This is a genomic window from Brachybacterium sp. 107 (genome assembly GCF_052379725.1).
Taxonomy (GTDB): domain Bacteria; phylum Actinomycetota; class Actinomycetes; order Actinomycetales; family Dermabacteraceae; genus Brachybacterium.
The window spans coordinates 23,596-49,664 of record NZ_JBQSYW010000008.1; the positions used below are offsets into that span (position 1 = coordinate 23,596).

Below are 26,069 nucleotides of genomic sequence, written 5' to 3' on the forward strand. Positions count from 1 at the left end.
GCTCCGGCCGGTAGGCTCGCCCCATGAGCACCATCACCCGCTGGGAGTACCTGACCGTTCCGCTGCTGATCCACGCGACCAAGCAGATCCTCGACAACTACGGCGAGGAGGGGTGGGAGCTGGTCCAGGTCGTCCCCGGACCCAATCCCGAGAATCTCGTCGCCTATCTCAAGCGTCCTCTCTCCGAGGGCTGAACCGATGAGCACCCCAGCACAGGGGCCCGGGACCCGGGTCCGAGCACGGCTCGACGAGCTGGGCCTGAGCCTGCCCGCCGTCGCGGCTCCCGTCGCCGCCTACGTCCCGGCCGTCGCGAGCGGGAACCAGGTCCACACCTCCGGGCAGCTGCCCTTCGTTGACGGCGCACTCCCCGCGACCGGCAAGGTCGGGGCGGAGGTCTCCGCCGAGCGGGCCGCCGAGCTCGCTGCGGTCTGCTGCCTCAACGCTCTCGCCGCGATCGAGGACCTCATCGGTGATCTCGGCCGCGTGGTGCGGATCGTGAAGCTCACCGGCTATGTCTCCTCCGATCCGTCGTTCACGGCGCAGCCTGCGGTGATCAACGGTGCCAGCGAGCTGCTCGGCGAGGTCTTCGCGGACGCCGGTCGCCACGCGCGCAGCGCCGTCGGCGTGGCCGTGCTTCCGTTGGATTCGCCCGTCGAGCTGGATCTGCTGGTGGAGCTGGACGGTCCTGCCGCGCCCGACTCCGCCTCCGCGGTCTGAGAGCGCGGTGGGCGACATGTCCGATGACCTGCCGCAGCGGGATCCGGAGGGCGGTGCCGTCGAGCTGATCGCGATCCGGGCCGAGAACCCCGGCCCGATGACGCTCACCGGGACCGTCAGCTACCTCCTGCGCGACCAGGACCAGGTCTGGGTGGTCGATCCTGGTCCCAAGGACCCGGAGCACCTCGCGGACCTGCTGGTGGCCTGCGGGGAGCAGGCACGACCGATGGGGGTCCTGGTGACCCATCGTCACCTCGACCACACCGCCGGCGCCGCGACGCTGACTCGTCAGCTGGCGGCGCGCAGCGGGCGCGATGTGCCCCTGTGGGCCGCGGACCAGACCTCGCTGCCCGGGTCCCGCCCCCTGCCATCCACCCTCGAGGGCGACCAGGGGACCGTCGGGCACGTCATCCACCTCCCCGGCCACACGGACGACTCCGTCGCCGTGCTCGTCGATGGCGGGCGCCTGCTCAGCGGTGACACGCTGCTGGGAGGCTCCTCGACCGTGATCGTGCCGGACGACGGGGGGAACCTGGCCGAGTACCTGCAGTCGCTCTCGATCCTGCGGGTGATGGCGCTCGACGGGAGGATCGGCTCGATCCACCCCGGGCACGGTCCGGCCTACGAGGACCCGCTCGCCGCGCTCGAGGCGATCGAGATCGCGCTCGCGCACCGTCATGAACGGATCGACCAGGTGCGTCGTGCTCGCACCGCAGGAGTTCTCACGCTGGAGCGCCTGCTGCGCTCGGTCTACGGGCCGGATCTCCCCGAACCCCTGCAGAAGGCGGCCCGCTGGAACCTCCGGGCGACGCTCGAGTACCTCGCCGAGGTGGGCTGAGCCGGGACCACCGACGCGGAGACCGCGCGAGGCTTCTCCTGGCATGCGGCTTGGCCCCCACGGCGGCGCACCCAGGCGGGCGGCGACAGCGCCCCGGGAACGTCGAATCCCCCGTTTCGTCACCTCCACGGTGCGGAACGGGGGATTCGACGTGCGTGTCGGGGCATGAGCGCCCGATGGGTGCCGGGCCCCGGCAGCCCTGGGAAGGCCGCAGCCCGGCATCGAGGATCAGCGGGCGCGGCGGCGCAGTCGCTCGACGTCGGAGATGAGGACGGCGCGGGCCTCGAGGCGGATCCAGCCGCGCGAGGCGAAGTCCGCGAGGGCCTTGTTGACCGTCTCGCGGGAGGCGCCGACGAGCTGTGCGAGCTCCTCCTGGGTGAGGCCGTGGGCGACCATCACACCGTCGTCGGTCTGGCGACCGAAGCGCTGCGCGAGATCGAGGACGTTCTTGGCCACGCGGCCGGGGACGTCGGCGAAGACGAGGTCGGCGAGCGATTCATTCGTCTTGCGCAGGCGCCGCGCGAGCGAGGCGAGCAGGTGGCGGCCGACCTCGGGACGCTGGGCCAGGACCCGGTACAGATCCTGCTGCGACAGCGAGTAGAGCGTCGACTCGGCGACCACGGTCGCGGTCGCGTTGCGGGGGGCGGGATCGAAGAGCGACAGCTCACCGAGAGTCTCGCCCGGGCCGAGGACCGCGAGCAGGTTCTCGCGGCCGTCGCCGGAGGCGTGACCGACCTTGACCTTGCCCGAGCCGATGATGAAGAGCCGATCGCCGGGATCGCCCTCACGGAAGATGATCGCGCTGCGGTGATAGTCCTCCTGCTTCATCGACGCCAGGACGGCCTGCTTGCCGTCCTCGTCGAGTGCAGCGAACAGTGGCGATGACCGTACGATGTTCTCGTCCACGGAACCTCCTGATGGTGGGGCCCCGACTGCCGGGACCGTACTGTGCTTCCCTGTGACCGATGCCACGAACTTCGGTGGTGGCTGTCACATGATGACCAAACACTATCGCGCCGAAGCCCCTGTTATGTGTCACACGCTGGATGAGGAGCATTTCGCATGGTGCAGAGCAGCGCCCGACAGGGCGTCGCGAACCGCCCGGTCGGACCGGCCGACGCCGGCATCGTCGCTTCGCGGCTGCGCGATCTCCATCTCGACGCACGCACCGAGCTCGACCATTCCGACGCCTTCGAACTGCTGGTCGCGACGGTGCTGTCCGCCCAGACGACCGATGTGCGCGTCAACCAGGTGACCCCCGCCCTCTTCGCCTCCTGGCCCGATCCGGAGGCGCTCGCCGGAGCGGCGGAGGCCGACGTGACGGAGATCGTGCGGACGCTGGGCATGGGCGGCACCCGGGCGCGTCGGATCATCGGCCTCGCACAGGGCCTGGTCACCGCGCACGACGGCGAGGTGCCCGATTCCCAGGCCGCCCTCGAAGCGCTGCCCGGGGTGGGCCGCAAGACCGCGCATGTGCTGCGCGGCGCGTGGTTCGGGCACTCCCTGCTCGCCGTCGATACGCATGTGGGGCGGCTGTCGCGCCGGCTGGGCTGGACCGAGCAGACGGACCCGCGGAAGATCGAGGACGACGTCGTCGCCCAGGTCGCGGCCGATGGCACCGGGAGCCCCGACGAGGACCTCACGATCCTCGGCCTGCGGCTCATCCTGCACGGACGGCGCGTCTGCACGGCTCGGGCACCGCACTGCGGGAGCTGCGTGCTCGTGGACGTGTGCCCGCAGGTCGGCCTGGCCCGGCAGGAGGGTGTCGCATGACCGTGCCGTTCGCCGGAACTGGAGAGTCCGTCGACCTGCCGGACTTCCTCCTCCCGCTCGCCGCTCGGGCTCGTCGCGGCGAGGTGCTCGTGCGGCGCGACGCCGACCCTCGGGATCCGCCGACCGACGGCGTGCCGGTGCGTCGCAGCGCCGTGCTGATCCTCATCGCCGGCACCGGACTGGAGGACGCGCACGTGGCGCTCGAGGAGCGGGGTCATGCCCTGCGCTCCCAGCCCGGCCAGTTCTCCCTCCCCGGAGGCGGCGCCGATCCCGGCGACCTGGACGACGTGCACACGGCCCTGCGCGAGGCGCAGGAGGAGACGGGGCTGGCCCCTCGGGACGTCGAGGTGCTCGGCGCGTTCGCCCCGATCCCGATGCCGTGGCGCGCTCAGCGGGTCACGCCCGTCCTGGGTTGGTCCCCGACGCTCCCCGAGCTCGGGGTGCAGGACCCGGTCGAGGTCGAGCGCGTGGTGTGGGCGCCCCTGACGGGGGCAGGGTCTCTCGCCGACCCTGCCCACAGGTGGCGCGGACTGCTGCACGGCCAGGGCGTCGGCCCCGTGTTCGATCTGCCCGGGGACGCCTTCGTGTGGGGGTTCACCGCGATGATCCTCGAGCAGATGCTGGTGGGTCTCGGCCTGGACCCGGTGCCGCCGGATTCCGCGACCCGCGACATCCCGCCCGAGCGGCGGCGCTGAACGCGCACTCGCGATAGACGGGTCGCGGGGTCGATGGGTCGAGTGGTTGAGGGCCGAGCGCTCACCAGGAGGCCCCGCCCGTGGCCACGGTCACGTGCCCGGGAAACGTGCTCGCCCCGGGCCGAGCTGCGCACGCTAGACTGGATCGTTGCCGGACGGTCTCCGGCACGCCCGGGGAACGGACGGATTCCGTCGGATCCCCATCGGGTCCGTGATCGCCCGGGCACCTGAACCAGCAGACCGACATCAGCAGACAAGGAATGGGATCCACGTGCCACGCGGCAAGGTGAAGTTCTACGACGCCGAGAAGGGTTTCGGCTTCATCCTCGATGACGAGGATGGTCAGAGCGTGTACGTGCACGCCTCGAACCTGCCCGAGGGAGCCACCGCGCTCCGTCCCGGAGCCAGGGTCGAGTTCGATATGGTCGACGGCCGCCGTGGCCCGCAGGTGCTCTCGCTGCAGCTGATGGAGCCCGCTCCCTCGGTCAGCCGTGCGCGCCGGCTCAAGCCCGACGAGATGGCGGGGATGGTCGAGGACCTCATCCGTCTGCTGGACGATGCATCCAACGGCCTCCGTCAGGGCCGCTACCCCGATCGCGGGCATTCGCAGAAGATCTCCACCGTGCTCCGCGCCGTCGCCGATAATTTCGAGGCCTGAACCTATGACCCAGCCGACCACCGCCCCCCGTCGCCCCCGCACCGTCCGGCCCCGGCTGGACGCGGTGGCGGCTGACGCCGTCGAGCTCGCCCGCGAGGCGCTGCTCGAGGTCACCGAGCCCGGCCAGGTCGGCGAGCACCTGCGTGCCGAGGCCAGCGGGGACCGCATCGTCACGCATGTCTTCGAGTGCACGATGCCCGGATATCGCGGATGGTCCTGGGTCGTGGTGGTCACCCGTGCAGCACGGGCCAAGGCCGCCACGGTGGCGGAGACCGCGCTGCTCCCGGGCGAGGACGCCATCCTGGCTCCCGAGTGGGAGCCCTGGTCGGAGCGTCTGAAGCCCGAGGACATCGGCACCGACGACCTGCTGCCGTACCGCGACGAGGACCCCCGGCTCGAGCAGGGCTACGAGGCCACCGGCGATGACGACGCCGACAACGTCGCACTGTGGGAGCTCGGTCTGGGCCGCCCGCGCGTGCTGTCCCCGCAGGGACGCGCCGAAGCTGCTGAGCGGTGGATCGAGGGCGACTTCGGCCCGCGGGAGACCTCGGGCCGCGGCCGTCGCGGAACGATCTCGGCGAACTGCTCCAGCTGCGGGTTCCTCTCGAAGCTCTCCGGTTCGCTGCGCGGCGAGTTCGGCGTGTGCACCAACGAGTGGTCCCCGGCCGACGGCAAGGTCGTGCACCTGGGCTTCGGCTGCGGGTCGCACTCCGAGACCGGCCAGGAGGACGCCGATCGCGAGATCCCGCGTGCCAGCGGCGTCGTGGTCGATGAGCTCGACGTCGAGCTCCAGACGAGCTCCTCCGACGAAGCACCGGAGGCGACCTCGGATGCGGCGCCGGACGCAGCGTCCGTGGATGCTGCCGAGAAGCCTGTCGACGCTGTCGTGACCGTCGGACCCGCGACGGGTGAGGCCACGCCGGAGGTCCCTGCGACCGACGTGCCTGCGACCGACGTACCTGCGACGGACGCTCCGGCGAGCGTCGCCCCCGTGGCCGACGTGCCGGCTGCAGAGGTGCCCGAGGCGGATTCCGCCGAGGACGTGCAGGCCGCGGCGCCCGAGGTCCAGCAGACCGCGGCGGACGCTCCCTCCGTGGACGTCGCTCCGGTGGCAGAAGACGTCCCGGCGGCGGACGCTGCTCCCGTTGCCCCCGAGGACGACGACGCGGCTCCGACCGGAGCCTGACCCACCCCTCGACGCCTCTGTGCGCTGTGCTTCCGCGACGGGAAGCACTGCGCACAGTGGCGTGTCTGGGACATGTCGACGTCCGGAGCGGGATCAGGGCCTGGTTCGGGTTCACGGTCTGGGACGCGGTCAGGACCAAGGCTGCTTCAAGACCAGTGATGCTTCAGGGCCTGGGGATGCGTCCAGAGCCTGGGGCGGTGGCGGCACCGCGGTCGTGCGGGATGAGCTCGAGACGAGCTCGAGGTGAGCTCAGGGAGGAGCAGTCCTCAGCGCTGTGAGACCGCCAGGCGGGCGAGCAGCGCCTCGATCGCGAGCAGAGGGGGAACATTCCCGCTGATGCGCGCCCTGGCCTCCTGCACGGCCTCGAGCAGCCCGAGCGTGGTCTTCGCCGAGCCAGCGCCCGCGGACCGCTCGATCTCGTCGGCGACCTCGATGTTCACCAGCTCGCTGCCGCTGCCGAGCTGACGGCTGAGCACGTCGCGCAGCACCGAATGGACATCGAGCAGGTAGCGGTCCAGCACGTCGCGCACGAGGCGGGTCTGGCGACGTTTGGCGTCCTCCTCGAGCTGGCGCACCTGAGAGCGCAGCGAGGGCGGGACCTTGCCGTCGTCGATGCCGGCGGAGCGCAGGAAACGCTCCTTCTCCTCGATGGCGACCGTGTCGGCATGGGCCTTGGCCTCCGCCGTGGCACGGTCCACGAGCGCCTGGGCCGCGAGCACGGCCTCACCCGCCCCGCGCAGCCCCAGCAGCGCTCGCGCGGACTCCTCACGCGCGGCGAGCGCACCCTCCTGGGTGGCGTAGCGCAGGGCGAGGCCGATGTGCCCCTGGGCGGCGCGCGCCGACCGCATCGCGAGGTTCTCGTCCACCCCGTCCCGCCGCCGCAGCAGCTCGGCGACCACGTCGGAGGGCGGCACCGAGAGGGCCACCAGGCGGCATCGGGACTTGATGGTGGGCGCGAGATCCTCGGCCGACGGGGCGCAGAGCATCCACACGGTCGACGGGGGAGGCTCCTCGATGGACTTCAGCAGCACGTTGAAGGTGCCCGCGCTCATGCGGTCGGCGTCCTCGACGATCAGCACCCGGTAGCGTCCCGTCGCCGGGGCGCGCTGGGCGGTCATCACCAGCCCGCGCACCTCCTCCTTCGCGATGGAGAGCTTGTCGGTCGCGACCACCGTGACGTCCGGGTGGGTGTTCGCCAGCACCGTGCGGCAGCTGCGGCACTGCCCGCAGCCGGTGCCCGTCTCGCACTGCAGGGTCGCCGCGAAGGCGCGCGCCGCCGTGGACCGGCCGGAGCCCGGCGGTCCCGTGATCAGCCAGGCCTGCGCGAGGGAGCCCTGCGGGGAGGCCGCGCGCCGGAACTGGGCGACCGCGGCGTCCTGGCCGACCACGTCGGCCCACACCCCGAGCGCGGATCCCTCAGGAGCCGCTGGGCCGCCCGCACCGGGGGCGAGCGTCGTCGCAGTGTTCCCGGCCGTCCCGGTCGTGCTGGGGTCGGTCACATCTCGTCCCGGTGCTTCGTGGGCGGTGCCGGCTCGAACGTCGGGTCGAAGATGCCCAGCACCTCGTTGACGGCCTCGAGCACCTGGGCGTGGACCTCTTCGCGCGCAAGGGTGCCGTCGATGACGGCGAAGCGCTCGGGATCAGCGGCGGCGAGATCCAGGAACTCCTGGCGCACGGTGGCATGGAAGTCCTGGCCCGCCTTCTCCAGACGGTCGTGGTCGGCGGACAGCCGGCGCTCGTCGAGGGCATCGGTGGGAACGTCCAGCAGGATCGTGCGGTGGGGCAGGAGCCCGTCGGCCGCCCACAGGGAAAGTGAACCGATCTCGTCGGGCTCGAGCGAACGACCCGCGCCCTGATAGGCGATCGACGAATCGAGATAGCGGTCGCCGAGCACCAGGCCGCCGCGCGCCAGATGGGGGCGCACGAGGGTGGCGATGTGGTGCGCACGGTCGGCGGCGTACAGGAGCGCTTCGGCGCGGGGGTCGACGTGCTCGCCGTGCAGCAGGAGCTCGCGAATGCTCTCGCCGAGCGTGGTGCCGCCGGGCTCGCGGGTGGTGAGGATGAGGTCCTCGGCGACGGAGCGCTGGGTGACCAGGTGATCCCACAGCATCTGCATCTGCGTGGTCTTGCCGGCGGCCTCACCGCCCTCGAAGGAGATGAACACCCCCCGCTTGGGCGGATGCGGCGACGGGATGCGCAGGCCACGGGACATCTCGAGGATGCTCACGGGAGTGCCTCCGAGGGGTAGACCACGCCGAGCTCGGCGCGTACGGCGTCCATCGTGTCCATGACACTGAGGGTATCCGCCCAGCTCATCAGGGGCGACTCGAGATCCCCGGCGGAGATCCGCCGAGCGCCCTCAGCGATCTCGTACGCCATGCCGTCGCCGGGCGCGCCGGGATGGGAGAAGGACGCGGACCGCCCATCATGCAGGGACACCGTGAGGGTTCCCGGGGCGAAGAAGGCCCCGGACAGTCGCGCCGATCCGGCGGTACCGCTGACCACGCCCTCGGTCGGGGTGCGGGCGAGCAAGGTGGCGGAGAGCCGGGCACGACCACCCTCGGACCCCGTCGCGAGCACGCCGAAGTAGGCGTCCACGGCGGTGTCCGTCAGGTCCCCGCGCACGGCGAGGTCGGAGAGGTCGCCCAGCACCATCTGTGCGAAGGAGACCGGGTACACCCCGAGGTCGAGCAGCGCGCCGCCGCCGAGATCGGGGTTGAACATGCGGTGGGACGGATCTGCCGGGAAGGTCTGCCCGTGGTCCGCCGCGACCTCGATGACGTCGCCGAGAACGCCGGAGGCGATCACCTGGCGAAGCACGTCGTACTGCGGCAGGAACCGTGCCCACATCGCCTCCATGGCGAACACACCGCGCTCACTCGCGAGGTCCAGCAGGTCACGGGCCTGGCCCGCGTTCAGCGTGAACGCCTTCTCGACGAGCACCGGGATGCCGGCCTCGAGAACAGGGCGCGCCAGCTCATGATGCTGAGCGTGCGGGGAGGCGATGTAGACGGCGTCGAGCCCGCCCGCGGCGAGCATCTCTGCGACGGAGTCGAAAGCGCTCTCGATGCCATGCTTCGCGGCGAAGTCCTTGGCGCGCTGCCGGGACCGGGAGACGACGGAGACCACGCGCGAGGCTGTCGCCCGGTGCGCCGTCGCCGTGAACTGGTCGCCGATGTGCCCCGGGGAGATCACGCCCCAGCGCAGGCCAGGTGCGGCGGCCGGATCGGGGACGGTGGAGGCAGGGAGGGCCAGGGTGGGCGCTGCGTCGCTGCCTCGGGATGCGTCGGACTCGCTCATGGGTCCAATCTACCCAGCGACCCCGACACCGCGGTGGTGTCGGGGTCGCTGTGGAGAAAGGTCCGCCGTCGGCGCAATCCGTCGATCAACCCTTGACTTCCGGCTGATCTCCTATCCCTCGTACCTCGCGATACGTCGATCAACCTCTGCCTGAATGGCTGATCTCCTATCCCTCGTACCTCGCGATACGTCGATCAACCCTTGACAGAGCCTGCTGTCATGCCGCGCACCAGGAACCGCTGGAGCCCGAAGAAGACGAGCATCGGGATCACCATGGAGACGAAGGCACCGGCGGTCAGGAGCTCGGCGCCCTGGCCCTGGGTGCCCAGCATCTGCTGCAGGCTCACGATGACCGTCTTGTTCTCCCCGCCGCCCAGGAACAGCTTGGCGATGAGCAGGTCGTTCCACACCCACAGGAACTGCAGGGTGGCGAAGGCGGCGATCGCCGGGGAGGACATCGGAGCGACCAGACGCCAGAACGTCTGGAAGTGCGAGGCCCCGTCGATCTTGGCGCTCTCCACCACCGAGTTGGGGAGAGTGGCCATGTAGTTGCGCAGGATGTACACGGCCAGCGGCATGCCGAAGCCGGTGTGCAGCATCCACACCGCCACGAACTGTCCGTTGATCCCGAGACCCCGCGGGCCCAGCAGGTCCAGCATCGGCTGGAACGCCACCTGGATCGGGACCACCATCAGCGCGACGATCACGATGAACAGCACGTCCTTGGCGGGGAAGTTGATGAACGTGAACGCGTACGCGGCGAAGGCCGCGAACATGATCGGCAGCACCGTGGCGGGAACCGCGACCACGATGGAGTTGATCAGGGAACCGGAGATCGAGGGGTCGCCGAGCACCTGGGCATAGTTGTCCAGCGTCCAGCCGCCCTCCCATAGACTCGTCCACCAGCCGGTCGACGCCGCGGCCTCCCGCGAGCGGAAGCTCGTCACGAGCAGCCCGACCGTGGGGATCGTCCACAGCAGTGCCAGGAGCGGCATCGCGATGGTGGCAAAGATCGAACGCTTGCGTCCGTCCTTCATCGTCATGCTCATCGGTTCGCCTCCTGGTCCCTGAAGCTCTTGACCTGGTAGATGAGGATCGGGATCACCAGGATCAGCAGCACGACCACGATGGCCGAGGCCTGCCCTGCCTGCTGATCGGTGAACAGCTTCCGGAAGAAGAGGTTCGCGATCACATCGGAGTTGTACAGACCGTTGGTGGTGACGTAGATGAGGTCGAAGACCTTCAGCACCAGGATCAGCACCGTGATCAGCACGGCGAGCAGCGTGGCCCGTACCTGGGGGAACACGATCTGCCAGAAGATCCGGATCTCGCCGGCACCGTCCATGCGGCCCGCTTCGATGGTGTCCTCGGGGACGCCCTTGATGGCGGAGCTGATCAGGACCATCGCGAAGCCTGTCTGCAGCCAGATCAGGATCACCATGAGCGCGAGCGAGTTCAGGCGCGCGGTGTCGATCTGGTACCACGGCTGTGGATCACCGCCGAGCGAGGTGACGATCGCGTTGAGCAGGCCCGTCTGGGCCTCGCCGGGGGAGTTGAAGGCGTACACCAGCCCCCAGATCGTCGCCGCACCGACGAAGCTGATCGCCATGGGGAGGAAGATCATCGACTTCGCGGCGTTCTCCCCGACCGGAGAGAGCTTGTCCGCGAGCACCGCGACGGCGAGGCCGAAGGCCACGCTGAGGACCGGGACGATGAGGATCCACAGGAAGTTGTTCAGCAGGGTGGACCAGAAGTGCCCGGTGCTGAAGATCGCCTTGTAGTTGTCCAGCCCCACCCACCCGGTCGAGTCGTCGTTCGCGAACGAGTAGACGATGGTCTGGACCGTCGGGTAGAGCAGGAAGAGGCCGATGAGGCTGAATCCCGGCAGCAGGAACGCATAGGGGATGAGTCCCTCGGCGAACCTCGTCGGGAAGCCCTCGATGCACAGGTTCAGGAAGTAGAAGAACAGCACCGAGCCGCCGATGCCGACCACCAGGCCGAGGACCCCGATGAGGATCCCGGAGTTCGCGAAGTACTGCGGGTAGTACGCGAAGGCGAGGAACACGTTGCACACGAACCAGGCCGTCACGGCCATGCCGACCGCTCCGATGATCACGCGCACGGGGCGGGCCGGGGAGCTCGTGTGCTCGTTGAGCTCCATCGGCGAGGACCCGCCGGGCCCCTGTCGGGTGGGCGTCGCGGTGGTCACTTCGGCCACCCGGACTCGATCTCGTCGCAGACCTCCTGTGAGGTCTTCGCGCCCTGCAGCCACTCGACCATGCCCGTCCAGAAGGATCCGCCGCCGACGGACGTGGGCATCAGATCCGAACCGTCGTAGCGGAACACCTGGGCGTTCGAGGCGATCTCCGCGACCTGCTGGGTGATCGAGTCGGAGTACAGGGACTGGTCGAAGGTGCGGTGGGGGCTCAGCCAGCCGCCGGCCTTCGCCCACTCGCCGCCGAAGGCATCGGAGGTCAGGAACTCCATGACCTTCACGGTGTCGTCGTTGAGGGTGAACAGCGAGGCGAGGTCACCGCCGCCGAGGATCGGCTGGCCGTCGAACCCGCCCTCCCAGGTGGGCATCGCGTACACCCCGACCTCCTCGTCCATGTTCGCCTGGACGTCCTCGGGGAAGAAGCCCGTGACGAAGTTGCCCTGGCGCACGAGCATCGCCTTGGGCGGGTCGTCGAACAGGGGCAGCGGAGCTTCGGAGAACGGCGTGTTGATGATCGCGTCCGTTCCGCCCAGCACGTTGCCCTTGCCCTTGAGCAGGTCGCCCACGATGTCGAAGACCTCGACGACCTCCTTGGCGTTGAAGGGGATCCGGTGCTTGGTCCAGTCGTCGTAGACGACGGGACCGTGCACGCGCAGCATGAACTCCTCGATCCAGTCGGTGCCCACCCAGCCGGTCGCCTGGCCGTCGTCCCATCCGTCGGACCACGGGGCGATGCCGTCGGCCTTGATCTGATCGGTGATCTTCGTGAGCTCCTGCATGGTGGCGGGCTTGTCGGAGTAGCCCCCCTTCTCGTACGCCTTCTTCGGGTACCAGATCAGCGATTTGCAGGCCATGCGCATCGGGGCACCGTAGACGCGCCCCTCGAACCGTGCGGAGTCCAGGAAGCCGGGGATCAGGGTCGAGTTCAGCTCGTCGTAGTCCAGGAACGCGTCGATCGGGGTGATCAGCCCCTTCCCCGCGAGGTCGAACATGCCGCCCGGCTGGGGGAACAGGGCGATGTCCGGAGCGTCGCCGGCACCGGCACGCTGCTGGATGGTGTTGGTGAAGTCCTTGTCCGGCGTGTAGTTGATGGTGATCTTCGAGTCGGACTCGAACTTCTCCAGGGAGGCCATGAAGGCTTCCTGCTCCTGGCCGCCGAAGGCCCCCAGGATGCTCACCGACCCGGAACCGGGGGTGTCGCCGGGCTTGTACTTCTCGCCGCCGCCACCACCTCCGCCGCCGCTGGGGTCAGGGTTCTGCAGGCATCCGGTCATCCCCAGTGCCGCGGTGGCCGCGGCGCCGGTCATGATCGTGCGCCGGCTGAGACGTCGATCCATGATCACTCCTTCGTGAGTCAACAACGAGCTCTTGGTCACACTGTAGGCCGCTTCCGCAGGTTATCGGGCCATCGCGACCCGGTGAAGGCGATTCGCGACAGCCCCGTGACCACCTCGTGACCCCCGGTGAGCGGCTGTGACCACAAAGGGGATGATTCCTGACATTCCGGTCATGGGACGTCAGGCGCTGGCCGTCGGGCGTGGGGTGCCGGGTGCCGGGTGCCGGGCGTCGGGCGCAGACGGCGACAGGATCGGCGGTGGCAGGACGGATAGCGACAGGACGGACAGGAACAGGGGCACGGACCTCATGGTCCGTGCCCCTGTTCCGGCAGGCACCTGCTCCGAAGCCTCCGTTCGGGCCCCGTGCTCGGGTCCCGTGTCCGGGCCCCGTGGCTCAGCGGCCGAGCGGTCTCACTTCTTCGCGGTGGTGCTCTTCTTCGTCGTCGTGCTCTTCTTGGCGGGAGCCTTGCGCTTGGCGGCCGGCTTCTTCGCGGGGCCCTTCGCCCGCTTCTCCGCGAGCTTCTCGATGGCGATCTTCTCGGTGATCTCCTCGACGGTCTCCGACGCGCGCAGCGAGACGTTCGTGGTGCCGTCGGTGATGTAGGCGCCGAAGCGGCCGTCCTTGATCACGATCGGCTTCTCGCTGGTGGGATCGGTGCCGAGCTCCTTGAGCGGGGGCTTCGCGGCGGCGCGCCCCCGGGTCTTGGGCTGCGCGTAGAGCTTCTCCGCCTCCTCCATGGTGACGGTGAACAGCTGCTCCTCCGACTCCAGCGACCGTGAGTCCGTGCCCTTCTTGAGGTACGGGCCGTAGCGGCCGTTCTGCGCGGTGACCTCGGTGCCGTCCTCCGTCGTGCCGACCACCCGGGGGAGGCTCAGCAGCTTCAGGGCGTCCTCGAGGGTGATGGTCGCGAGGTCCATGGACTTCAGCAGCGAGCCCGTGCGCGGCTTGGGCTGCTTGGCCTTGGCGACCTTCTTGCCGCCGGTCTCCTCCGGATCGGGCAGGATCTCGGTGACGTACGGGCCGAACCGGCCGTCCTTCGCGACGACCTCGTGGCCGGTCTCGGGATCGGTGCCCAGCACCTTGCCGTCGTCCTTGGCGCGCTCGAGCATCTCGGTGGCGAGCGCGACGGTCAGCTCGTCGGGGGCGACATCGTCGGAGACCGAGGACCGCTGCGGATCCGCCCCCTCGATGAGCTCGCCGTTCTCGTCCCGGGCGGCACGCTCGACGTAGGCGCCGTAGCGGCCCACGCGCAACGTGATGCCCTCACCGATGTCGATGCTGTTGATGGCGCGGGCATCGATGTCGCCCAGGTCGTCGACCATGGGCTTGAGGCCGATCGGGCCGTCGGTGCCATCGGAGTGGTAGAAGTTCTTGAGGTACTCCGACCGGCTCAGCTCGCCCTGGGCCATGCGGTCCAGCTGCTGCTCCATCTGCGCGGTGAAGTCGTAGTCGATGAATGCCCCGAAGTGCTCTTCGAGCAGGCGCACCACGGCGAAGGCCACCCAGCTGGGCACGAGGGCGGTGCCGCGGCGCAGCACATAGCCGCGGTCCTGCACGGTGGCGACGGTGGAGGCGTAGGTCGAGGGGCGGCCGATGCCGCGCTCCTCGAGGGCCCGCACCAGCGAGGCCTCGGTGTACCGCGGGGGAGGCGTGGTGGAGTGGCCGTCCGGGGTCAGCTCGCGGGTGTCGAGCTTCTGGCCCTCCTCCATCTGCGGCAGGCGCTTGTCGCCCTTGCCCTCGGCCTCGTCGGAACCGTAGCGGCTCGCGTCGCGACCCTCCTCGTAGGCGGCGAGGAAGCCGCGGAAGGTGATCACGGTGCCGGCGGCGCGGAACGTCGCGGTGCGGTCCTTCTGCTCCAGCTGCAGCTCGACCGTCGAGGTGGTGCCCTTCGCGTCGGCCATCTGCGAGGCGACGGTGCGCTTCCAGATCAGCTCGTAGAGACGGAACTCGTCTCCCGAGAGGGAACCGGACACGTCGGCCGGGGTGCGGAAGCGGTCGCCCGCGGGGCGGATCGCCTCGTGCGCCTCCTGGGCGCTCTGCGACTTGGTCTGGTAGTAGCGCGGCTTGTCCGGCACGTACTGGGAGCCGTAGAGCTCTGCGGCCTGTGCGCGGGAGGCCTTGATGGCCTCGCCGGAGAGCGTCACCGAGTCGGTACGCATATAGGTGATGTAGCCGTTCTCGTACAGCGACTGCGCGACCCGCATCGCCTGGCGGGCGCCGAGACGCAGCTTGCGCGAGGCCTCCTGCTGCAGCGAGGAGGTGGTGAACGGTGCCGCCGGGCGGCGGGTGTACGGCTTGGACTCGAGCGAGGAGACCGTGGCCGGGGCATCGGTCAGCGCCTCGATGAGGGTCCGCGTGGACTCCTCGGTGAGCACGGTCGCCGAGGCGGCCCTGGGCTTGAGGGTGCCGTCGTCGGCGAAATCGCTGCCGGAGGCGACACGGGCGCCGTCGACGGTCGCGATCTTCGCGGTGAACTGCTCGGACTCGGCCCCGAAGGTGCCGGTCACGTCCCAGTAGTCGGCAGCGACGAACGCCATGCGCTCCCGCTCCCGCTCGACCACGAGGCGCGTCGCGACGGACTGCACACGACCTGCCGACAGGGACGGCTTGATCTTGCGCCACAGCACGGGCGAGAGCTCGAAGCCGACCAGGCGGTCCAGGATGCGGCGGGTCTCCTGCGCATCGACCAGGTGGGTGTCGATCTCGCGGGTGTTCTCCAGCGCGGCGAGGATCGCGTCCTTCGTGATCTCGTGGAAGACCATGCGCTTGACGGGCAGGGACTTCTTGGGCTTGAGGGTCTCCAGGAGGTGCCAGGCGATCGCCTCGCCCTCCCGGTCCTCATCCGTGGCGAGGTAGAGGGTGTCGGCGTCCTTGAGGGCCTTCTTCAGGTCCGCGACGGTCTTCTTCTTGTCGGGGCTGACGATGTAGTACGGATCGAACCCGCCATCGACGTCGACCCCGAACTTGCCGTACGGGCCCTTCTTCATCTCCGCAGGAAGGTCGCGCGGCACCGGGATGTCACGAATGTGCCCCACCGATGCCTGGACGATGTAGTCGTCCCCCAGGTATCGGCTGATGGTCCGCGCCTTCGCAGGGGACTCGACGATCACCAGATGCCGTCCGCCAGTCACGTTGATATGTCCTTCCTCGCCGCGAGTCGTCGCGGCCCGTCCGCCGTGGCCGAATGCCGTGGTCCGGGATCAACCGGACGCATCATCTGCGCTCGGCGATTGTTCACGGTACACGGTCGCCGGGGCTGCTCCTGTGTGACGTCGGCGTGCGCAGAACGAGCACCAGCGCCATCCAGGAACCTGTGCCACCGGCGATCAGGGCGGCCGTGGCGATGAAGGAGGAGGTCTGCTGCGCGGTATCCTGGAGATCCAGGGGAAGGCCCAGACCGGCCAGGGCGATCGCGCCGTAGACCAGTCCGACCAGCGAGGCCAGGCCCAGCAGCACGGCGACGACCCGATCGACGACCCCGATGCGCAGATCCAGCAGGGCGGCGGACCGCGCGGCGGGCTGCGGGAAAGAGTCCGGGACGTCTCGGGATGCGTCCCCGCGCCGTCGCCGCCGTCCTGGGCGGTCCGTATCCCGCGCCAGCCGGTGGCGCGTGTGCAGGCCGTCGATCGCGAGGACCAGGAAGGTCCAGGCGGCGACGATGATGATCGCCCCGACGACGTCGCTGGACCGGTGCCAGCCCAGCACCAGGGTGCCGACGCCTGCGGCAGCGGTCCAGACGACTCCCAGCGGTGCGATGACTGCGCGAGCACGGCCGGAGGCGAGCACGACGGCGATCATCGCGGTGGCCGCGAGAGTCGTGTGCCCGGAGGGGAACGAGTTCGGGGTGACGTCGATGCCCGGGCCCAGCGCATCGCGGGTGACGACCAGATGCTTGACCACCTGGGTGGTGATGTTCGCGCCGAGCACCAGGAGCACCAGCGGGACGAGCAGGGAGAGCCGACGACGGATCAGCACCAGGACCAGCGCGAGGGCGAGCAGACCCGCCATGATCGGCACGCTCACCGTCCCGACCGCGAGCTCGGCGTAGTGGGACAGGCGTCCCTGGTGATCCTGCGCACCGGAGAGGATCAGCTGGTCCAGGCGCTGCCCGCGCGTGGTGCCCACCGAGGTCCGGGCCAGGAGCACGGCCAGGCCGGTGCCGATCGCGGCGCACAGCAGAGCCAGCAGCGGGCGGGCGAGCGCCCCGGTGCGGCGGCGCCGCGTGCGGGCACCCGGCTCCGGGGGAGGGGCCATGGCGTCGTGCTCCGGGGGAGTGGCCCCGGTGTGGTCATCGGGCGCTTTCACAGGTGGACCATCCCCGTGCGGACGAGATCGCGCACGACGGGGAGCACCCGCCCGCGCGCCTCGTCGGGGTCCGCGTCGGTGAGGGCGCACACCGCGGCGAGCACCTGACCGAGGGTGAGGGTCCCGTCCAGGGCGCCGACGGTCGCGGCGAGCACCTGGTCGGCCTGGACGCTGCGGGCGAAGCCTGCGCCCTGGATCAGCTCGATGAGCGTCGGATCCCACTGGCCGGGGGTGAGGTGACGGCGTTCGACCACGTCGGCGGCGCGGACCAGCCGGCTCGCGGCGAGGGCGTCGTCATCCGTCCCGGCGAGCAGATCGAGAGCGCGCAGGCTCTCGGCCAGGTGCACGCCGAGCGTCCCGGTCCCCGTGCCGGTGGCCTCCTCGGTGCACAGCGCACCCGGGCGCGGTGCCGGGACACCAGAGCCCGTGGCATCAGAGCCCGCCGGCCGGCGCAGCAGGAGGTAGCCGAAGCCGATGCCCTCGACGTCGCGGCTGGCGAAGTCGTCGAGCCAGGCCGCCTGGAGGTCGGACCAGCGCGGATCGCGGTCGGTGACGCCGCCGTCGCGGACCCAGGTCTCCGCGTACTGCGCGGGGTCCTCCTGCTCGCGCTGGATGACCCACGAGTCCACGCCGTCTTCCGAGGCGGCGGCGAGCCAGGCACGGGGATGCTCGTCCCAGTCGCCTCCGCGGGGGATCTCCCAGTTGCCGAGCATCATGGCGCTGCCGCCCGGTGCCAAGTGGGCGGGCAGGCCGGTGAGCAGCTCGGCGAGCAGGGTGTCGCCGGCGCGTCCCCCGTCCCGGTACGTCCAGGTCGTCTCGGGGTCTGCTGGCTCGTGCTCGTGCTCGTGCTCGTGCTCGTGCTGCTCCGGCGGCACCGTCGGCGCTGCCGCTGCGCGCCGCGGGGTGATCACGAAGGGCGGATTGGAGACGATGAGGTCGAAGGTCTCGTCCGCCACGGGATCCAGCAGGGAGCCCTGGCGCAGCTCGAGGTCCACCTCGTTGAGGGCCGCGTTGAAGGCGGCGAAGGCGAGCGCGCGCTCGGAGAGGTCGGTCGCGACCACATGCTCGGCGTGACGCGAGGCGTGCAGCGCCTGGATGCCGCCGCCGCAGCCGAGGTCCAGCACGCGGCCCACCGGGGCACGCGAGGTGATCCGTGCGAGAGTCAGCGAGGCGCCGCCGACCCCCAGCACGTGCTCCGGCCCCAGCGCGCGGCCGGTCGCGAGCTCGGAGAGGTCCGAGGCGATCCACCAGGAGATCTCGCCGGCATCGTCGCTCGCGGAGTACGGCGCGAGATCGAGCAGAGCGCGCAGCGGGCGGTCGGGGTCGACGGCCTCGTGATCGCCCTCGCCCCGATGCGCGGGGGGCGCCGCAGGGCCGACGAGCTCCAGCTGCAGCGCACCGTCCGCCCCGAGGGTGGGCAGGACGGCGTGCACGAGGGAGTACGGGAGGGTGTCTCCGAGGACGAACAGACGGAACAGCACGGCGGCCGGATCCGAGAGCGCCGGATCCGAGTGCGCCGAATCCGCCGACGCCGGATCCGACTGCGGGGCGAGCGCACGCCGCGCGGGGATCGGGTTCTCGCGCCGCAGCGCGGCGAGCGCGACGGGGCCCAGGAGGGACTCGGTGGCCTCGACCGTGTAGCGGGCCGCACGGAGGTCGGCGCGCAGGGCGGCGACCTGGTCGGGCAGCACCTGCGGGGGTGCGCTGGAGATGTCGGTGGACATGGCTACGATTGTGCCCCAGCCGCCTGCCCCGGGAACGGAGCGCAGGTGTGGGAAATGCACAGGGAATGAGGAGTCGATGCGGGCAGGCAGAGCGTCCGAGCTCCTGACCGATCTCACCGGCCCCCTGACCCGTCGCAGCTGCCTCACCCACGTCGAGCAGCGCCCTGCGAGGCCCGGCCGGCAGGGCAGCTTCCCCGACTGGGTCGACCCTCGCCTGCTCGAGCACCTGGCCGAGCGCGGGATCACCGCCCCCTGGATCCATCAGGAGCAGGCAGCGCAGCTCGCCCATGACGGCACGAACGTGGTCCTCGCCACGGCGACCGCCTCGGGCAAGTCCCTCGCCTATCTGCTGCCCGCGCTCACCGCGGTCGGGGCGCGGGAGGTGGACCCGACGGCGCGCCGCGCGACCGTGCTCTACCTCTCGCCCACGAAGGCGCTCGCCGCCGACCAGCTCACCAACATCACCGCGATGGCCGACGGGGCGGGCATCCGCGACGCCCGCGTCGCGGTGTACGACGGCGACACCCCGACCGAGCAGCGGCGGTGGGTGCGCCGGCACGGCACCGTGGTGCTGACGAACCCGGACATGCTGCATTTCGGCATCCTCCCCGGCCATGAGCAGTGGGCGAGCTTCTTCCGTGCGCTGCGCTATGTGGTCATCGACGAGTGCCACAGCTATCGCGGTGTCTTCGGCAGCCACGTGTCGATGGTGATCAGGCGCCTGCGGCGGATCGCCGCCCACTACCGGGCCGAGCCCACGTTCATCCTCGCCTCTGCGACGACCGCGACCCCGGAGCTGTCCGCGAGCCGACTGATCGGCCAGGACGTCACCGCGGTGACCGAGGACGGCTCGCCACGGGCCGGGTTGACGATCGGCCTCTGGGAACCGGGGACGATCGCCCGCGTCGACGGGCGGGGTCCGATGACCACCGGACGTGCGGGCGACGGGGGCACGGAGCTGCACGACGGCACAGACCTCCACGCGCGAGCAGACGCGGACGCGGGGATGGGCGCAGACGGGGACACGGACCCGGAGGAGGCGACGGCAGGCGGCACGCGACGGGGATCCTCCGAGGAGCCGTTGCGGCGCTCGGCCACGAGCGAGGCCGGTGCACTGCTGGCCGACCTCGTCGAACGGGACGTCCAGACCCTGGTCTTCGCGCGCTCCCGCCGCGGGGCGGAGCTGGTCTCCAGCGGTGCGCGGCGCCTGCTCGAGCAGAAGGCCGAGCACACCTTCTCCCCGCAGCTGGCGGACAGCGCACGGCGGGTGGCCGCATACCGCGGCGGGTACCTGGCCCGTGAGCGCCGGGAGCTCGAGGACTCCCTGCGCTCCGGCGAGCTGAAGGCACTGGCCTCGACGAATGCGCTCGAGCTGGGGATCGACATCGCCGGCCTGGATGCGGTGGTGATCGCCGGCTGGCCCGGGACCCGCGCCTCCCTGTGGCAGCAGTTCGGCCGCGCCGGCAGGCGACAGGACCGAGACGGCGGCGCCCTGGCGCTGTTCGTGGCGCGAGAGGATCCCCTGGACACCTACGTCGTCCACCATCCCGAGACCATCTTCGGGGCGGAGGTCGAGGCGGCGGTGTTCGATCCGGGCAATCCCTATGTGATGACGCCCCATCTGTGCGCGGCCGCCTCCGAGCTCGCCATCCGGGACGGCGAGGAGGTCATCTTCGGCCCGAGCGCACGCGAGCTGCTGACCACGCTGGCGGCTCGGGGCGTGCTGCGGGCGCGGCCCACCGGCTGGTTCTGGACGATGACCGAATCCGCCCACGAGCTCACCGATCTGCGGGGCAGCGGCGGGGAGCCGGTGCGGATCGTCGAAGAGTCCAGCGGCACCCTGCTCGGCACCGTCGATGCCGCGAGCGCCCACTCCCAGGTCCACGACGGCGCGGTCTATCTCCACCAGCGCACGAGCTATGTGGTCAACCATCTCAATGTGGAGCGGGCGGTCGCCTTCGTGCATCGCGAGGACCCGCTGCACTCCACGCACCCGCAGTCGACGTCGACCGTCCGCATCCGGCAGACGGACCGTGAGGTCGCGTGGTCCGGCGGGGTGCAGCTGTGCTTCGGCACGGTGGACGTCACCGATCAGGTCACCGGATACCAGGTGCGGGACGTGTTCACCCAGGCGGTGCTCGCCCAGCACCCGCTGGACCTCCCACCGCGCACCCTCACCACGAAGGCGGTGTGGTGGGTGATCCCGCGATCGACCACCGACGGCGCGGAGATCCCGGGGGAGGAGCTGCCCGGTGCTCTGCACGCCGCCGAGCATGCGGCGATCTCGATGCTCCCGCTGCTGGCGACCTGTGACCGCTGGGACATCGGCGGGCTCTCCGCCGCACTGCACGAGGACACCGGGGAGCCGACGATCTTCGTCTACGACGGTGCTCCCGGTGGTGCAGGGTTCGCCGAGCGAGGGGCCGACGACGCCGACGCCTGGTTGCGGGCGACGGCCGACATGATCTCCGACTGCGGATGCGAGGCAGGCTGCCCTGCCTGCGTGGTCTCTCCGAAGTGCGGCAACGGGAACGAGCCGTTGTCGAAGCGTGAGGCCGAACGGCTGCTGGGTCTGCTCCACCCCTGAGATCCTCGGGCTCATGGCCGGTCCTGTGCCCCGGGCTGGTCCTGTGACCCAGGCAGGTCTGCGGGGCCTGGACCGGCACGGGCGCGGGCGGTCGCGGGTGGCAGCGGGGATGCCTCGACCTGGACCTGGACGAGCACGTCCCATTCGCGCAGTTCGCACTGCAGCAGCTGGGCATCGTTGCGGGAGGCGGCCTCGGCGGCGATCGCGCACGGCTCCCCGCCGGCGGCGGCCAGGGAGTCCGCCCCTGCCAGCGCGGCGAGGTCCGCGGCAGTGGCGGCGCGTGAGTGCGCCATGGTTCCGGTGCCCAGGAGGGACAGCCCCGCCACCACCGCCGTGGCGGCTCCCGTCCAGGCGAGCACTCCTGCCGCGCCCGTGCTCATCCGTCACCGCCGGTGATCAGATGCGGCTCGCGCCGCGCCTCGGCGTCGGCGCTCAGCTCCCAGCGGGCCCCGCCGAGGACGCCGTTCGGGGCCTCGAGCGCACGGGAGGTGTCCACCCGCACCCACACCCCGGCCCCGGAGACCTGCACCTGCGTGCCGGGCCCGCCTATCCGTTGCGCCGTGGCGATCGCCGCCGCGGGTTCCTCCCCGCGGGCCATCTCGCGCGCAGCTCCTCGGGCGGCGCTCTCGAGACGGAGCTGTGCTCCCAGCCCGGCACCGGCGAGGAGGATGACGACGACCATCATCACCACGACGGGCAGCACGATCGCCGTCTCCGCCGTGGCGGACCCCCGGTCGTCCCGGAAACGGGACGACCGGGCGGACCGCGGCATCACGACCCCATCGACAGCGCAGAGGTGATGATGCCCATCAGGAGCTCGCGCACCTCTCCGGAGGCCAGCAGGGCGACCAGGACGGCGGCGAACCCGCAGGCGGCGAGCACCGTGATGGCGTACTCCGCGGTGGACGCGCCGGTCTCGTCGCGCAGCACGCGATCGAGGGATCGGCGCATCCGGTTCTTCGTGGCGGACATGGTGTCTCCTCCTCTTCGTGGGCGGTGGGCACCGCCCAGTGGCGAGCGGCAGGTGCCGCTCGACCCGGACCGGCAGGTGCCGGTCCGGAAGGGCAGCCGTGGCTGCCCGGCGTCGACCCGGGAAGGGACCGACGCACAGTGGGAGCCCTGCGAGCGTCGCCGCGCTCGCCGGAACAGGGCAGGTGACGGGTGGGCGTACGGCTCATAGCGGCGTGGCCCCTGCGGTGGTGAGGGCGATAGTGCCTCCGAGCAGGGAGATCACCGTGGGGATGATCCCGAGGACCACGAAGGCGGGAAGCAGCGCCACCCCGGTGGGCAGGACGAGGCGCACCGCGAGCTGTGCCGCGCGCACCTCGGAGTCCCGGGCGCGTCCGCGGCGGGCATCCCGGCCGGCGGAGCGCAGCACCCGGGAGAGATCCGCCCCGGCCGATTCCGCGAGGATCGCGGATTCTCGGAGCGCCGCGAACTCGGCGGGCAGGCCCGCTGTGGCGAGTTCCGGGGCGAGGCCGGCCTCGAGAGCCGTCGCCGCACGGGTGAGCGCCTCGGTGTCGGGACCGGGTGCGAGGGCCTCGGCGACCGAGCGGACGGACCTCCCCAGGGGCAGCCCGGATTCCAGCGCCCCGGCGATCAGCTCGAGCACCACCGAGGGATCCACCCGACCCGTCGATGGAGGATCGGCCCGGTGGATCAGGCGTTGCATCCACCACCACCCCAGGCCCGTCAGTGCGATGCCCAGAGCGCCCAGCAGGTTCCCGGCGGGCGAGCCGATCAGCAGGCGCAGCGGATCGCCCCCGAGCAGCATGCCCAGTCCGAGACCGGCCAGCGGCAGGACGAGCAGGATGCGGGCCGTGGAGCGCGGGCCGGTGAAGGCGCTGCGGCGCGCCAGGGCGGCGTCGTGCAGGTCCCGCAGGGCCTCCGCCAGGCTCTGCAGCATGCCGGAGGTCGGAGCGCCGGTGCGCTCGGCCACCACGAGCGCAGCGCCCAAGGAGCTGATCGTCTCGGAGGAGGCAAGAGCGCCCGTGGCGGCGCGTCGAGGATCAGCGCCGGCGGCCGCCGCGCGGGCCAGGTCGGTCAGCTCGCCCGCGGGGAGCGAGAGGGCGACGGCGCTCCACGCCTGCCGGAGCCCGGCGCCGGAGTTGATCACCGTGGCCAGCTGCTCCACCATCCGGGCGACCTCGAGACGGCCGGCGGCTGCCCGGCGGACTCGCCTCGGACGGGAGCGAGGGCCGACGGCCAGGCGTGGCGGAGCTGCCACCCAGGCCACCGCGAGCGTGGTGGCGACAGCGGCCGCGGTGAGGGAGACGAGGAGGGTCATGCTGCTCTCCTGCCCGCCCGGTGGGGTCCTGGAGGGTGTTCTCGGGAGATGCGGCCGAGCCGGGCCGCGAGTGCCGGGGCGGCAGGACCGTCCTGGAGCTCCTCGCCGTCCATGTGCCACGCGGTGGTGGCCCGGAGCATGCCGTCGTCCTCACGATGCAGCAGGGCGATCTCCTCCAGGACCCGCAGCCCGTTGCGGCGCCCGAGGTGGATCACCACCTCGAGGGCGCTGGCGACCTGCGCGGCGAGGGCGCTCCGGCCCAGGCCTCCCAGAGCGCCGAGGGCCTCGAGGCGGGCCGGGACGTCGTGGGCAGTATTGGCGTGCACCGTGCCGCACCCTCCTTCATGGCCGGTGTTCAGGGCCTGCAGCAGCTCCTGGATCTCCGCCCCTCGGCACTCGCCGAGCACGATCCGATCCGGTCGCATGCGCAGGCTCTGCCGGACCAGAGCGATGAGGTCCACGGCTCCCGCCCCTTCGCTGTTCGCGTGACGGGACTGCAGGTGCACGACGTGCGGGTGGTCGACGGTCAGCTCCAGCACGTCCTCGACCACGACGATCCGTTCGCCCGGCGGAACCTCCTTCAGCATGGCGGCCAGCAGAGTGGACTTCCCGGTCCCAGTTCCTCCGGTGACCAGGAACGGAAGACGAGAGGCGACGATCGCCAGCAGCACGTCCCGGCCGTGCTTCCCGAAGGCGCCGAGCGCTTCGAGCGCGTCGAGATCCAGCGCGTCTCCGCCGGGCAGGCGCAGCGACACGATCGCGCCCCCGGGGGATAGCGGCGGGAGCACGGCGTGGAGGCGGATCCCCGAGGGCAGATGCGCATCCACCCAGGGCACGGCGTCGTCCAGGCGGCGACCTCCCGACGTCGCGAGGCGTACTGCGAGATCGCGAGCCTGCTGAGGGCCCAGATGCAGGTCGGCGGCGCGCAGACCGTCCATGTCGTCGATCCAGACCGAGCCGTCGTCGTTGACCAGCAGATCGGTGACGCCGGCGGAGACCAGGGGCTGCAACGGGCCGAGCCCGTCGATGTGGTCGCGGAGGCGGGCGGTGAGGTCGAGGGTCGCGGCCGCGCCGAGGACCCTGCCCTGGCGGCGCAGAGCTCGGGCGACACGCGGGACGTCGACGATCCCAGGGCTGCGGACCAGGTCCTCGCGGACGAGATCTATGAGCGGTGCGAGCGCCTGCTCCGGACCGCGACTCGTCACCGGGGTCATGACCGGCTCTCCTCGAGCAGGCGCTGCAGCAGGCGACGGGCGGCCCGGTCGGCACCTCGGCGGCGCACGTCGAGCAGCGGCACGGCACCTCGAGGACCGTCCCGGTAGGAGGTGGCCAGCGGCAGCGCGAGGTCGTCGGCGACCTCGGTGGGCGTCAGCGGCCCTCGTCGGCGCACGACGATCTCGGTGATGGCGTCCGGGAGGTGCCAGGTCCGCAGCCTGCGCGCGGCGGCTCGTACCGCGTGATCGGAGGCGGGGACGACCAGGAGGACGTGATCGGCATGCTCCGCCGCGACCGGCACCAGGTCGTCGGCCAGGTCGACGACGACCGTCCCTCCGAGCGGGGCGAGCGCGGAGAGGACACGGGAGAGCGCGTTCGGCTCCGGCCCGAGCTGAGCCCGGGATCCCAGGAGGCCGATCTCGTCGATCCGCGGGAGTCCGTCCCGCAGGGCGATGCCGTCGTCCGGACCGAGACCGGCCACGTCCTCCCAGGAGATGCCGACCGCGTCGGTGCCCTCGACCAGGAGATCGAGGCCCCCTCCCAGGGGGTCCGCATCGATCAGGACGACGGGACCGCAAGGCCGCGCCGCAGCCGCCAACCGGGCGGCGAAGCTTGACGTGCCGGCGCCGCCACAGCCACCCGCCACGGCGATCACCGTGGTGGCCGCGCGGGGGCGGGCGAGCTCGGTCAGCTGGGACAGCAGCTCCTCGGAGCTGCCGGGAAGGGGGAGCACGGCACGAGCGCCCGCGGCCAGCGCTCGCTCCCACAGCGCGCGGGCCACCTCGGTCTGCGAGGTCACCACCAGCAGGGGGAGCCGCCCCGGGGAGGGAGGTGCCCCGGGCCCGCCGAGCTCGACGTCGTCGATCACCAGACACCTCGGCGCAGCGTCCCCGGGAGCGTCGAGGAGGTCGATGCCGACGGCGGTGGCGTGGTCGCGGACGAGCTCGTGCAATGCCGGATCCGCGCCGATCCAGAGCGCTCGCGGGGGAGCCCCGTCGGCCGAGGTGGGAGAGGGCGATGACGCTCCGGGGAAGCGTGCGGGCCGGCGACCCGGACTGCCGGGCGCTGAGCCCGTCGGGAGGGCCCTCGCGCCGCTGTCGAGCACTCCGGGAGCGGGGGTGATGGCTCGTCGAGCTGGTGCTGAGGTGCTGGTCATGCCGTCATCGTGGACGCCACGGAGCGTTCGGTGCAGGGCCGACCCGGCGGCGGTGGACAACCACCCTCTGGGGAG

24 protein-coding genes are annotated in these 26,069 nt (G+C 71.2%); 8 read left to right on the top strand and 16 right to left on the bottom strand.

What is annotated here, in order from left to right; genetic code table 11:
• Positions 1–23 precede the first annotated feature (23 nt).
• The 3 genes from ACT3UL_RS10540 to ACT3UL_RS10550 are packed head-to-tail and all read left to right on the top strand — an operon-like array spanning position 24 to position 1,555.
• Positions 24–194: a DUF4177 domain-containing protein gene (locus tag ACT3UL_RS10540; RefSeq protein WP_444578188.1), complete on the top strand. Its 171-nt coding sequence runs from the start codon at positions 24–26 to the stop codon at positions 192–194.
• Positions 195–198: 4 nt separating this feature from the next.
• The gene (locus tag ACT3UL_RS10545) at positions 199–717 is read left to right on the top strand and encodes a RidA family protein (RefSeq protein WP_444578189.1); all 519 of its coding nucleotides are present in this window, start codon (positions 199–201) and stop codon (positions 715–717) included.
• 16 nt (positions 718–733) lie between these two features.
• On the top strand, positions 734–1,555 hold the full coding sequence (locus ACT3UL_RS10550) for an MBL fold metallo-hydrolase (RefSeq protein ID WP_444578190.1): 822 nt from the start codon (positions 734–736) through the stop codon (positions 1,553–1,555).
• Between the two features lie 228 nt (positions 1,556–1,783).
• On the opposite strand, the gene ACT3UL_RS10555 is transcribed toward ACT3UL_RS10550, so the two are convergent.
• Positions 1,784–2,461, bottom strand: coding sequence for a Crp/Fnr family transcriptional regulator (locus tag ACT3UL_RS10555; RefSeq protein WP_076808401.1), 678 nt, complete (start codon positions 2,459–2,461; stop codon positions 1,784–1,786).
• A 156-nt stretch (positions 2,462–2,617) separates the two neighbouring features.
• On the opposite strand from ACT3UL_RS10555, the gene ACT3UL_RS10560 reads away from it, so the two are divergent.
• The 4 genes from ACT3UL_RS10560 to ACT3UL_RS10575 all read left to right on the top strand — a co-directional run bounded on the left by ACT3UL_RS10560 (position 2,618) and on the right by ACT3UL_RS10575 (position 5,867).
• Positions 2,618–3,328 carry an endonuclease III domain-containing protein gene (locus ACT3UL_RS10560; RefSeq protein WP_444578191.1) on the top strand — a complete coding sequence of 237 codons (711 nt, stop codon included), beginning with the start codon at positions 2,618–2,620 and terminating at the stop codon, positions 3,326–3,328.
• The gene (locus ACT3UL_RS10565; RefSeq protein ID WP_444578192.1) at positions 3,325–4,023 is read left to right on the top strand and encodes an NUDIX hydrolase; all 699 of its coding nucleotides are present in this window, start codon (positions 3,325–3,327) and stop codon (positions 4,021–4,023) included. The genes ACT3UL_RS10560 and ACT3UL_RS10565 overlap by 4 nt, the downstream gene beginning before the upstream one ends.
• A 271-nt stretch (positions 4,024–4,294) precedes the next feature.
• Positions 4,295–4,681 carry a cold-shock protein gene (locus ACT3UL_RS10570; protein ID WP_193118235.1) on the top strand — a complete coding sequence of 129 codons (387 nt, stop codon included), beginning with the start codon at positions 4,295–4,297 and terminating at the stop codon, positions 4,679–4,681.
• A gap of 4 nt (positions 4,682–4,685) precedes the next feature.
• Complete coding sequence (locus ACT3UL_RS10575) at positions 4,686–5,867, top strand: DUF3027 domain-containing protein (RefSeq protein ID WP_444578193.1); 1,182 nt, start codon at positions 4,686–4,688, stop codon at positions 5,865–5,867.
• 266 nt (positions 5,868–6,133) lie between these two features.
• Here the strand turns inward: ACT3UL_RS10575 and ACT3UL_RS10580 are convergent, their stop codons facing one another.
• The 9 genes from ACT3UL_RS10580 to ACT3UL_RS10620 form a co-directional block, all read right to left on the bottom strand.
• Complete coding sequence (locus ACT3UL_RS10580; RefSeq protein ID WP_444578194.1) at positions 6,134–7,366, bottom strand: DNA polymerase III subunit delta'; 1,233 nt, start codon at positions 7,364–7,366, stop codon at positions 6,134–6,136.
• Positions 7,363–8,079: a dTMP kinase gene (tmk, locus tag ACT3UL_RS10585; RefSeq protein WP_444578301.1), complete on the bottom strand. Its 717-nt coding sequence runs from the start codon at positions 8,077–8,079 to the stop codon at positions 7,363–7,365. The genes ACT3UL_RS10580 and tmk overlap by 4 nt, the downstream gene beginning before the upstream one ends.
• An 11-nt stretch (positions 8,080–8,090) precedes the next feature.
• Positions 8,091–9,167 carry a Gfo/Idh/MocA family protein gene (locus ACT3UL_RS10590; RefSeq protein ID WP_444578195.1) on the bottom strand — a complete coding sequence of 359 codons (1,077 nt, stop codon included), beginning with the start codon at positions 9,165–9,167 and terminating at the stop codon, positions 8,091–8,093.
• A gap of 194 nt (positions 9,168–9,361) precedes the next feature.
• Positions 9,362–10,216, bottom strand: a complete 855-nt coding sequence (locus ACT3UL_RS10595) for a carbohydrate ABC transporter permease (protein WP_444578196.1) — start codon at positions 10,214–10,216, stop codon at positions 9,362–9,364.
• Positions 10,213–11,385: a carbohydrate ABC transporter permease gene (locus ACT3UL_RS10600; protein WP_444578197.1), complete on the bottom strand. Its 1,173-nt coding sequence runs from the start codon at positions 11,383–11,385 to the stop codon at positions 10,213–10,215. The genes ACT3UL_RS10595 and ACT3UL_RS10600 overlap by 4 nt, the downstream gene beginning before the upstream one ends.
• Positions 11,373–12,719 carry an ABC transporter substrate-binding protein gene (locus ACT3UL_RS10605; RefSeq protein ID WP_444578198.1) on the bottom strand — a complete coding sequence of 449 codons (1,347 nt, stop codon included), beginning with the start codon at positions 12,717–12,719 and terminating at the stop codon, positions 11,373–11,375. Before ACT3UL_RS10605 ends, ACT3UL_RS10600 begins: the two co-directional genes overlap by 13 nt.
• 411 nt (positions 12,720–13,130) lie before the next feature.
• Positions 13,131–15,851 (bottom strand): type I DNA topoisomerase, encoded by a 2,721-nt coding sequence (gene topA / locus ACT3UL_RS10610; protein ID WP_444578199.1) that lies wholly within the window; start codon positions 15,849–15,851, stop codon positions 13,131–13,133.
• Between the two features lie 103 nt (positions 15,852–15,954).
• Positions 15,955–17,025, bottom strand: coding sequence for a phosphatase PAP2 family protein (locus ACT3UL_RS10615; RefSeq protein ID WP_444578200.1), 1,071 nt, complete (start codon positions 17,023–17,025; stop codon positions 15,955–15,957).
• Positions 17,022–18,749, bottom strand: a complete 1,728-nt coding sequence (locus ACT3UL_RS10620; protein WP_444578201.1) for a DUF7059 domain-containing protein — start codon at positions 18,747–18,749, stop codon at positions 17,022–17,024. The genes ACT3UL_RS10615 and ACT3UL_RS10620 overlap by 4 nt, the downstream gene beginning before the upstream one ends.
• Before the next feature lie 76 nt (positions 18,750–18,825).
• On the opposite strand from ACT3UL_RS10620, the gene ACT3UL_RS10625 reads away from it, so the two are divergent.
• Positions 18,826–21,336, top strand: a complete 2,511-nt coding sequence (locus ACT3UL_RS10625) for a DEAD/DEAH box helicase (protein ID WP_444578202.1) — start codon at positions 18,826–18,828, stop codon at positions 21,334–21,336.
• A gap of 11 nt (positions 21,337–21,347) precedes the next feature.
• Here the strand turns inward: ACT3UL_RS10625 and ACT3UL_RS10630 are convergent, their stop codons facing one another.
• The 6 genes from ACT3UL_RS10630 to ACT3UL_RS10655 form a co-directional block, all read right to left on the bottom strand.
• Positions 21,348–21,716: an Rv3654c family TadE-like protein gene (locus tag ACT3UL_RS10630; RefSeq protein ID WP_444578203.1), complete on the bottom strand. Its 369-nt coding sequence runs from the start codon at positions 21,714–21,716 to the stop codon at positions 21,348–21,350.
• Positions 21,713–22,108: a TadE family type IV pilus minor pilin gene (locus tag ACT3UL_RS10635; RefSeq protein WP_444578204.1), complete on the bottom strand. Its 396-nt coding sequence runs from the start codon at positions 22,106–22,108 to the stop codon at positions 21,713–21,715. The genes ACT3UL_RS10630 and ACT3UL_RS10635 overlap by 4 nt, the downstream gene beginning before the upstream one ends.
• Entirely contained in the window at positions 22,108–22,308 is a 201-nt protein-coding gene (locus ACT3UL_RS10640; RefSeq protein WP_444578205.1) for a DUF4244 domain-containing protein, read from the bottom strand. The genes ACT3UL_RS10635 and ACT3UL_RS10640 overlap by 1 nt, the downstream gene beginning before the upstream one ends.
• Positions 22,309–22,510: 202 nt before the next feature.
• Complete coding sequence (locus ACT3UL_RS10645) at positions 22,511–23,623, bottom strand: type II secretion system F family protein (protein WP_444578206.1); 1,113 nt, start codon at positions 23,621–23,623, stop codon at positions 22,511–22,513.
• Positions 23,620–24,837, bottom strand: coding sequence for a TadA family conjugal transfer-associated ATPase (locus ACT3UL_RS10650; RefSeq protein WP_444578207.1), 1,218 nt, complete (start codon positions 24,835–24,837; stop codon positions 23,620–23,622). Before ACT3UL_RS10650 ends, ACT3UL_RS10645 begins: the two co-directional genes overlap by 4 nt.
• Positions 24,834–25,994, bottom strand: coding sequence for a hypothetical protein (locus tag ACT3UL_RS10655; protein WP_444578208.1), 1,161 nt, complete (start codon positions 25,992–25,994; stop codon positions 24,834–24,836). The genes ACT3UL_RS10650 and ACT3UL_RS10655 overlap by 4 nt, the downstream gene beginning before the upstream one ends.
• Positions 25,995–26,069: the final 75 nt, after the last annotated feature.

What these genes read in the sequence shown, in the direction of transcription:
- ACT3UL_RS10540 (WP_444578188.1), top strand. Translation starts at nt 24, where the DNA reads ATGAGCACCATCACCCGCTGGGAGTACCTGACCGTTCCGCTGCTGATC.
- ACT3UL_RS10545 (WP_444578189.1), top strand. Translation starts at nt 199, where the DNA reads ATGAGCACCCCAGCACAGGGGCCCGGGACCCGGGTCCGAGCACGGCTC.
- ACT3UL_RS10550 (WP_444578190.1), top strand. Translation starts at nt 734, where the DNA reads ATGTCCGATGACCTGCCGCAGCGGGATCCGGAGGGCGGTGCCGTCGAG.
- ACT3UL_RS10560 (WP_444578191.1), top strand. Translation starts at nt 2,618, where the DNA reads ATGGTGCAGAGCAGCGCCCGACAGGGCGTCGCGAACCGCCCGGTCGGA.
- ACT3UL_RS10565 (WP_444578192.1), top strand. Translation starts at nt 3,325, where the DNA reads ATGACCGTGCCGTTCGCCGGAACTGGAGAGTCCGTCGACCTGCCGGAC.
- ACT3UL_RS10575 (WP_444578193.1), top strand. Translation starts at nt 4,686, where the DNA reads ATGACCCAGCCGACCACCGCCCCCCGTCGCCCCCGCACCGTCCGGCCC.
- tmk (WP_444578301.1), bottom strand. Translation starts at nt 8,079, where the DNA reads ATGTCCCGTGGCCTGCGCATCCCGTCGCCGCATCCGCCCAAGCGGGGG.
- ACT3UL_RS10590 (WP_444578195.1), bottom strand. Translation starts at nt 9,167, where the DNA reads ATGAGCGAGTCCGACGCATCCCGAGGCAGCGACGCAGCGCCCACCCTG.
- ACT3UL_RS10595 (WP_444578196.1), bottom strand. Translation starts at nt 10,216, where the DNA reads ATGAGCATGACGATGAAGGACGGACGCAAGCGTTCGATCTTTGCCACC.
- ACT3UL_RS10605 (WP_444578198.1), bottom strand. Translation starts at nt 12,719, where the DNA reads ATGGATCGACGTCTCAGCCGGCGCACGATCATGACCGGCGCCGCGGCC.
- ACT3UL_RS10620 (WP_444578201.1), bottom strand. Translation starts at nt 18,749, where the DNA reads ATGTCCACCGACATCTCCAGCGCACCCCCGCAGGTGCTGCCCGACCAG.
- ACT3UL_RS10625 (WP_444578202.1), top strand. Translation starts at nt 18,826, where the DNA reads ATGCGGGCAGGCAGAGCGTCCGAGCTCCTGACCGATCTCACCGGCCCC.
- ACT3UL_RS10630 (WP_444578203.1), bottom strand. Translation starts at nt 21,716, where the DNA reads ATGAGCACGGGCGCGGCAGGAGTGCTCGCCTGGACGGGAGCCGCCACG.
- ACT3UL_RS10635 (WP_444578204.1), bottom strand. Translation starts at nt 22,108, where the DNA reads ATGCCGCGGTCCGCCCGGTCGTCCCGTTTCCGGGACGACCGGGGGTCC.
- ACT3UL_RS10640 (WP_444578205.1), bottom strand. Translation starts at nt 22,308, where the DNA reads ATGTCCGCCACGAAGAACCGGATGCGCCGATCCCTCGATCGCGTGCTG.
- ACT3UL_RS10645 (WP_444578206.1), bottom strand. Translation starts at nt 23,623, where the DNA reads ATGACCCTCCTCGTCTCCCTCACCGCGGCCGCTGTCGCCACCACGCTC.
- ACT3UL_RS10650 (WP_444578207.1), bottom strand. Translation starts at nt 24,837, where the DNA reads ATGACCCCGGTGACGAGTCGCGGTCCGGAGCAGGCGCTCGCACCGCTC.
- ACT3UL_RS10655 (WP_444578208.1), bottom strand. Translation starts at nt 25,994, where the DNA reads ATGACCAGCACCTCAGCACCAGCTCGACGAGCCATCACCCCCGCTCCC.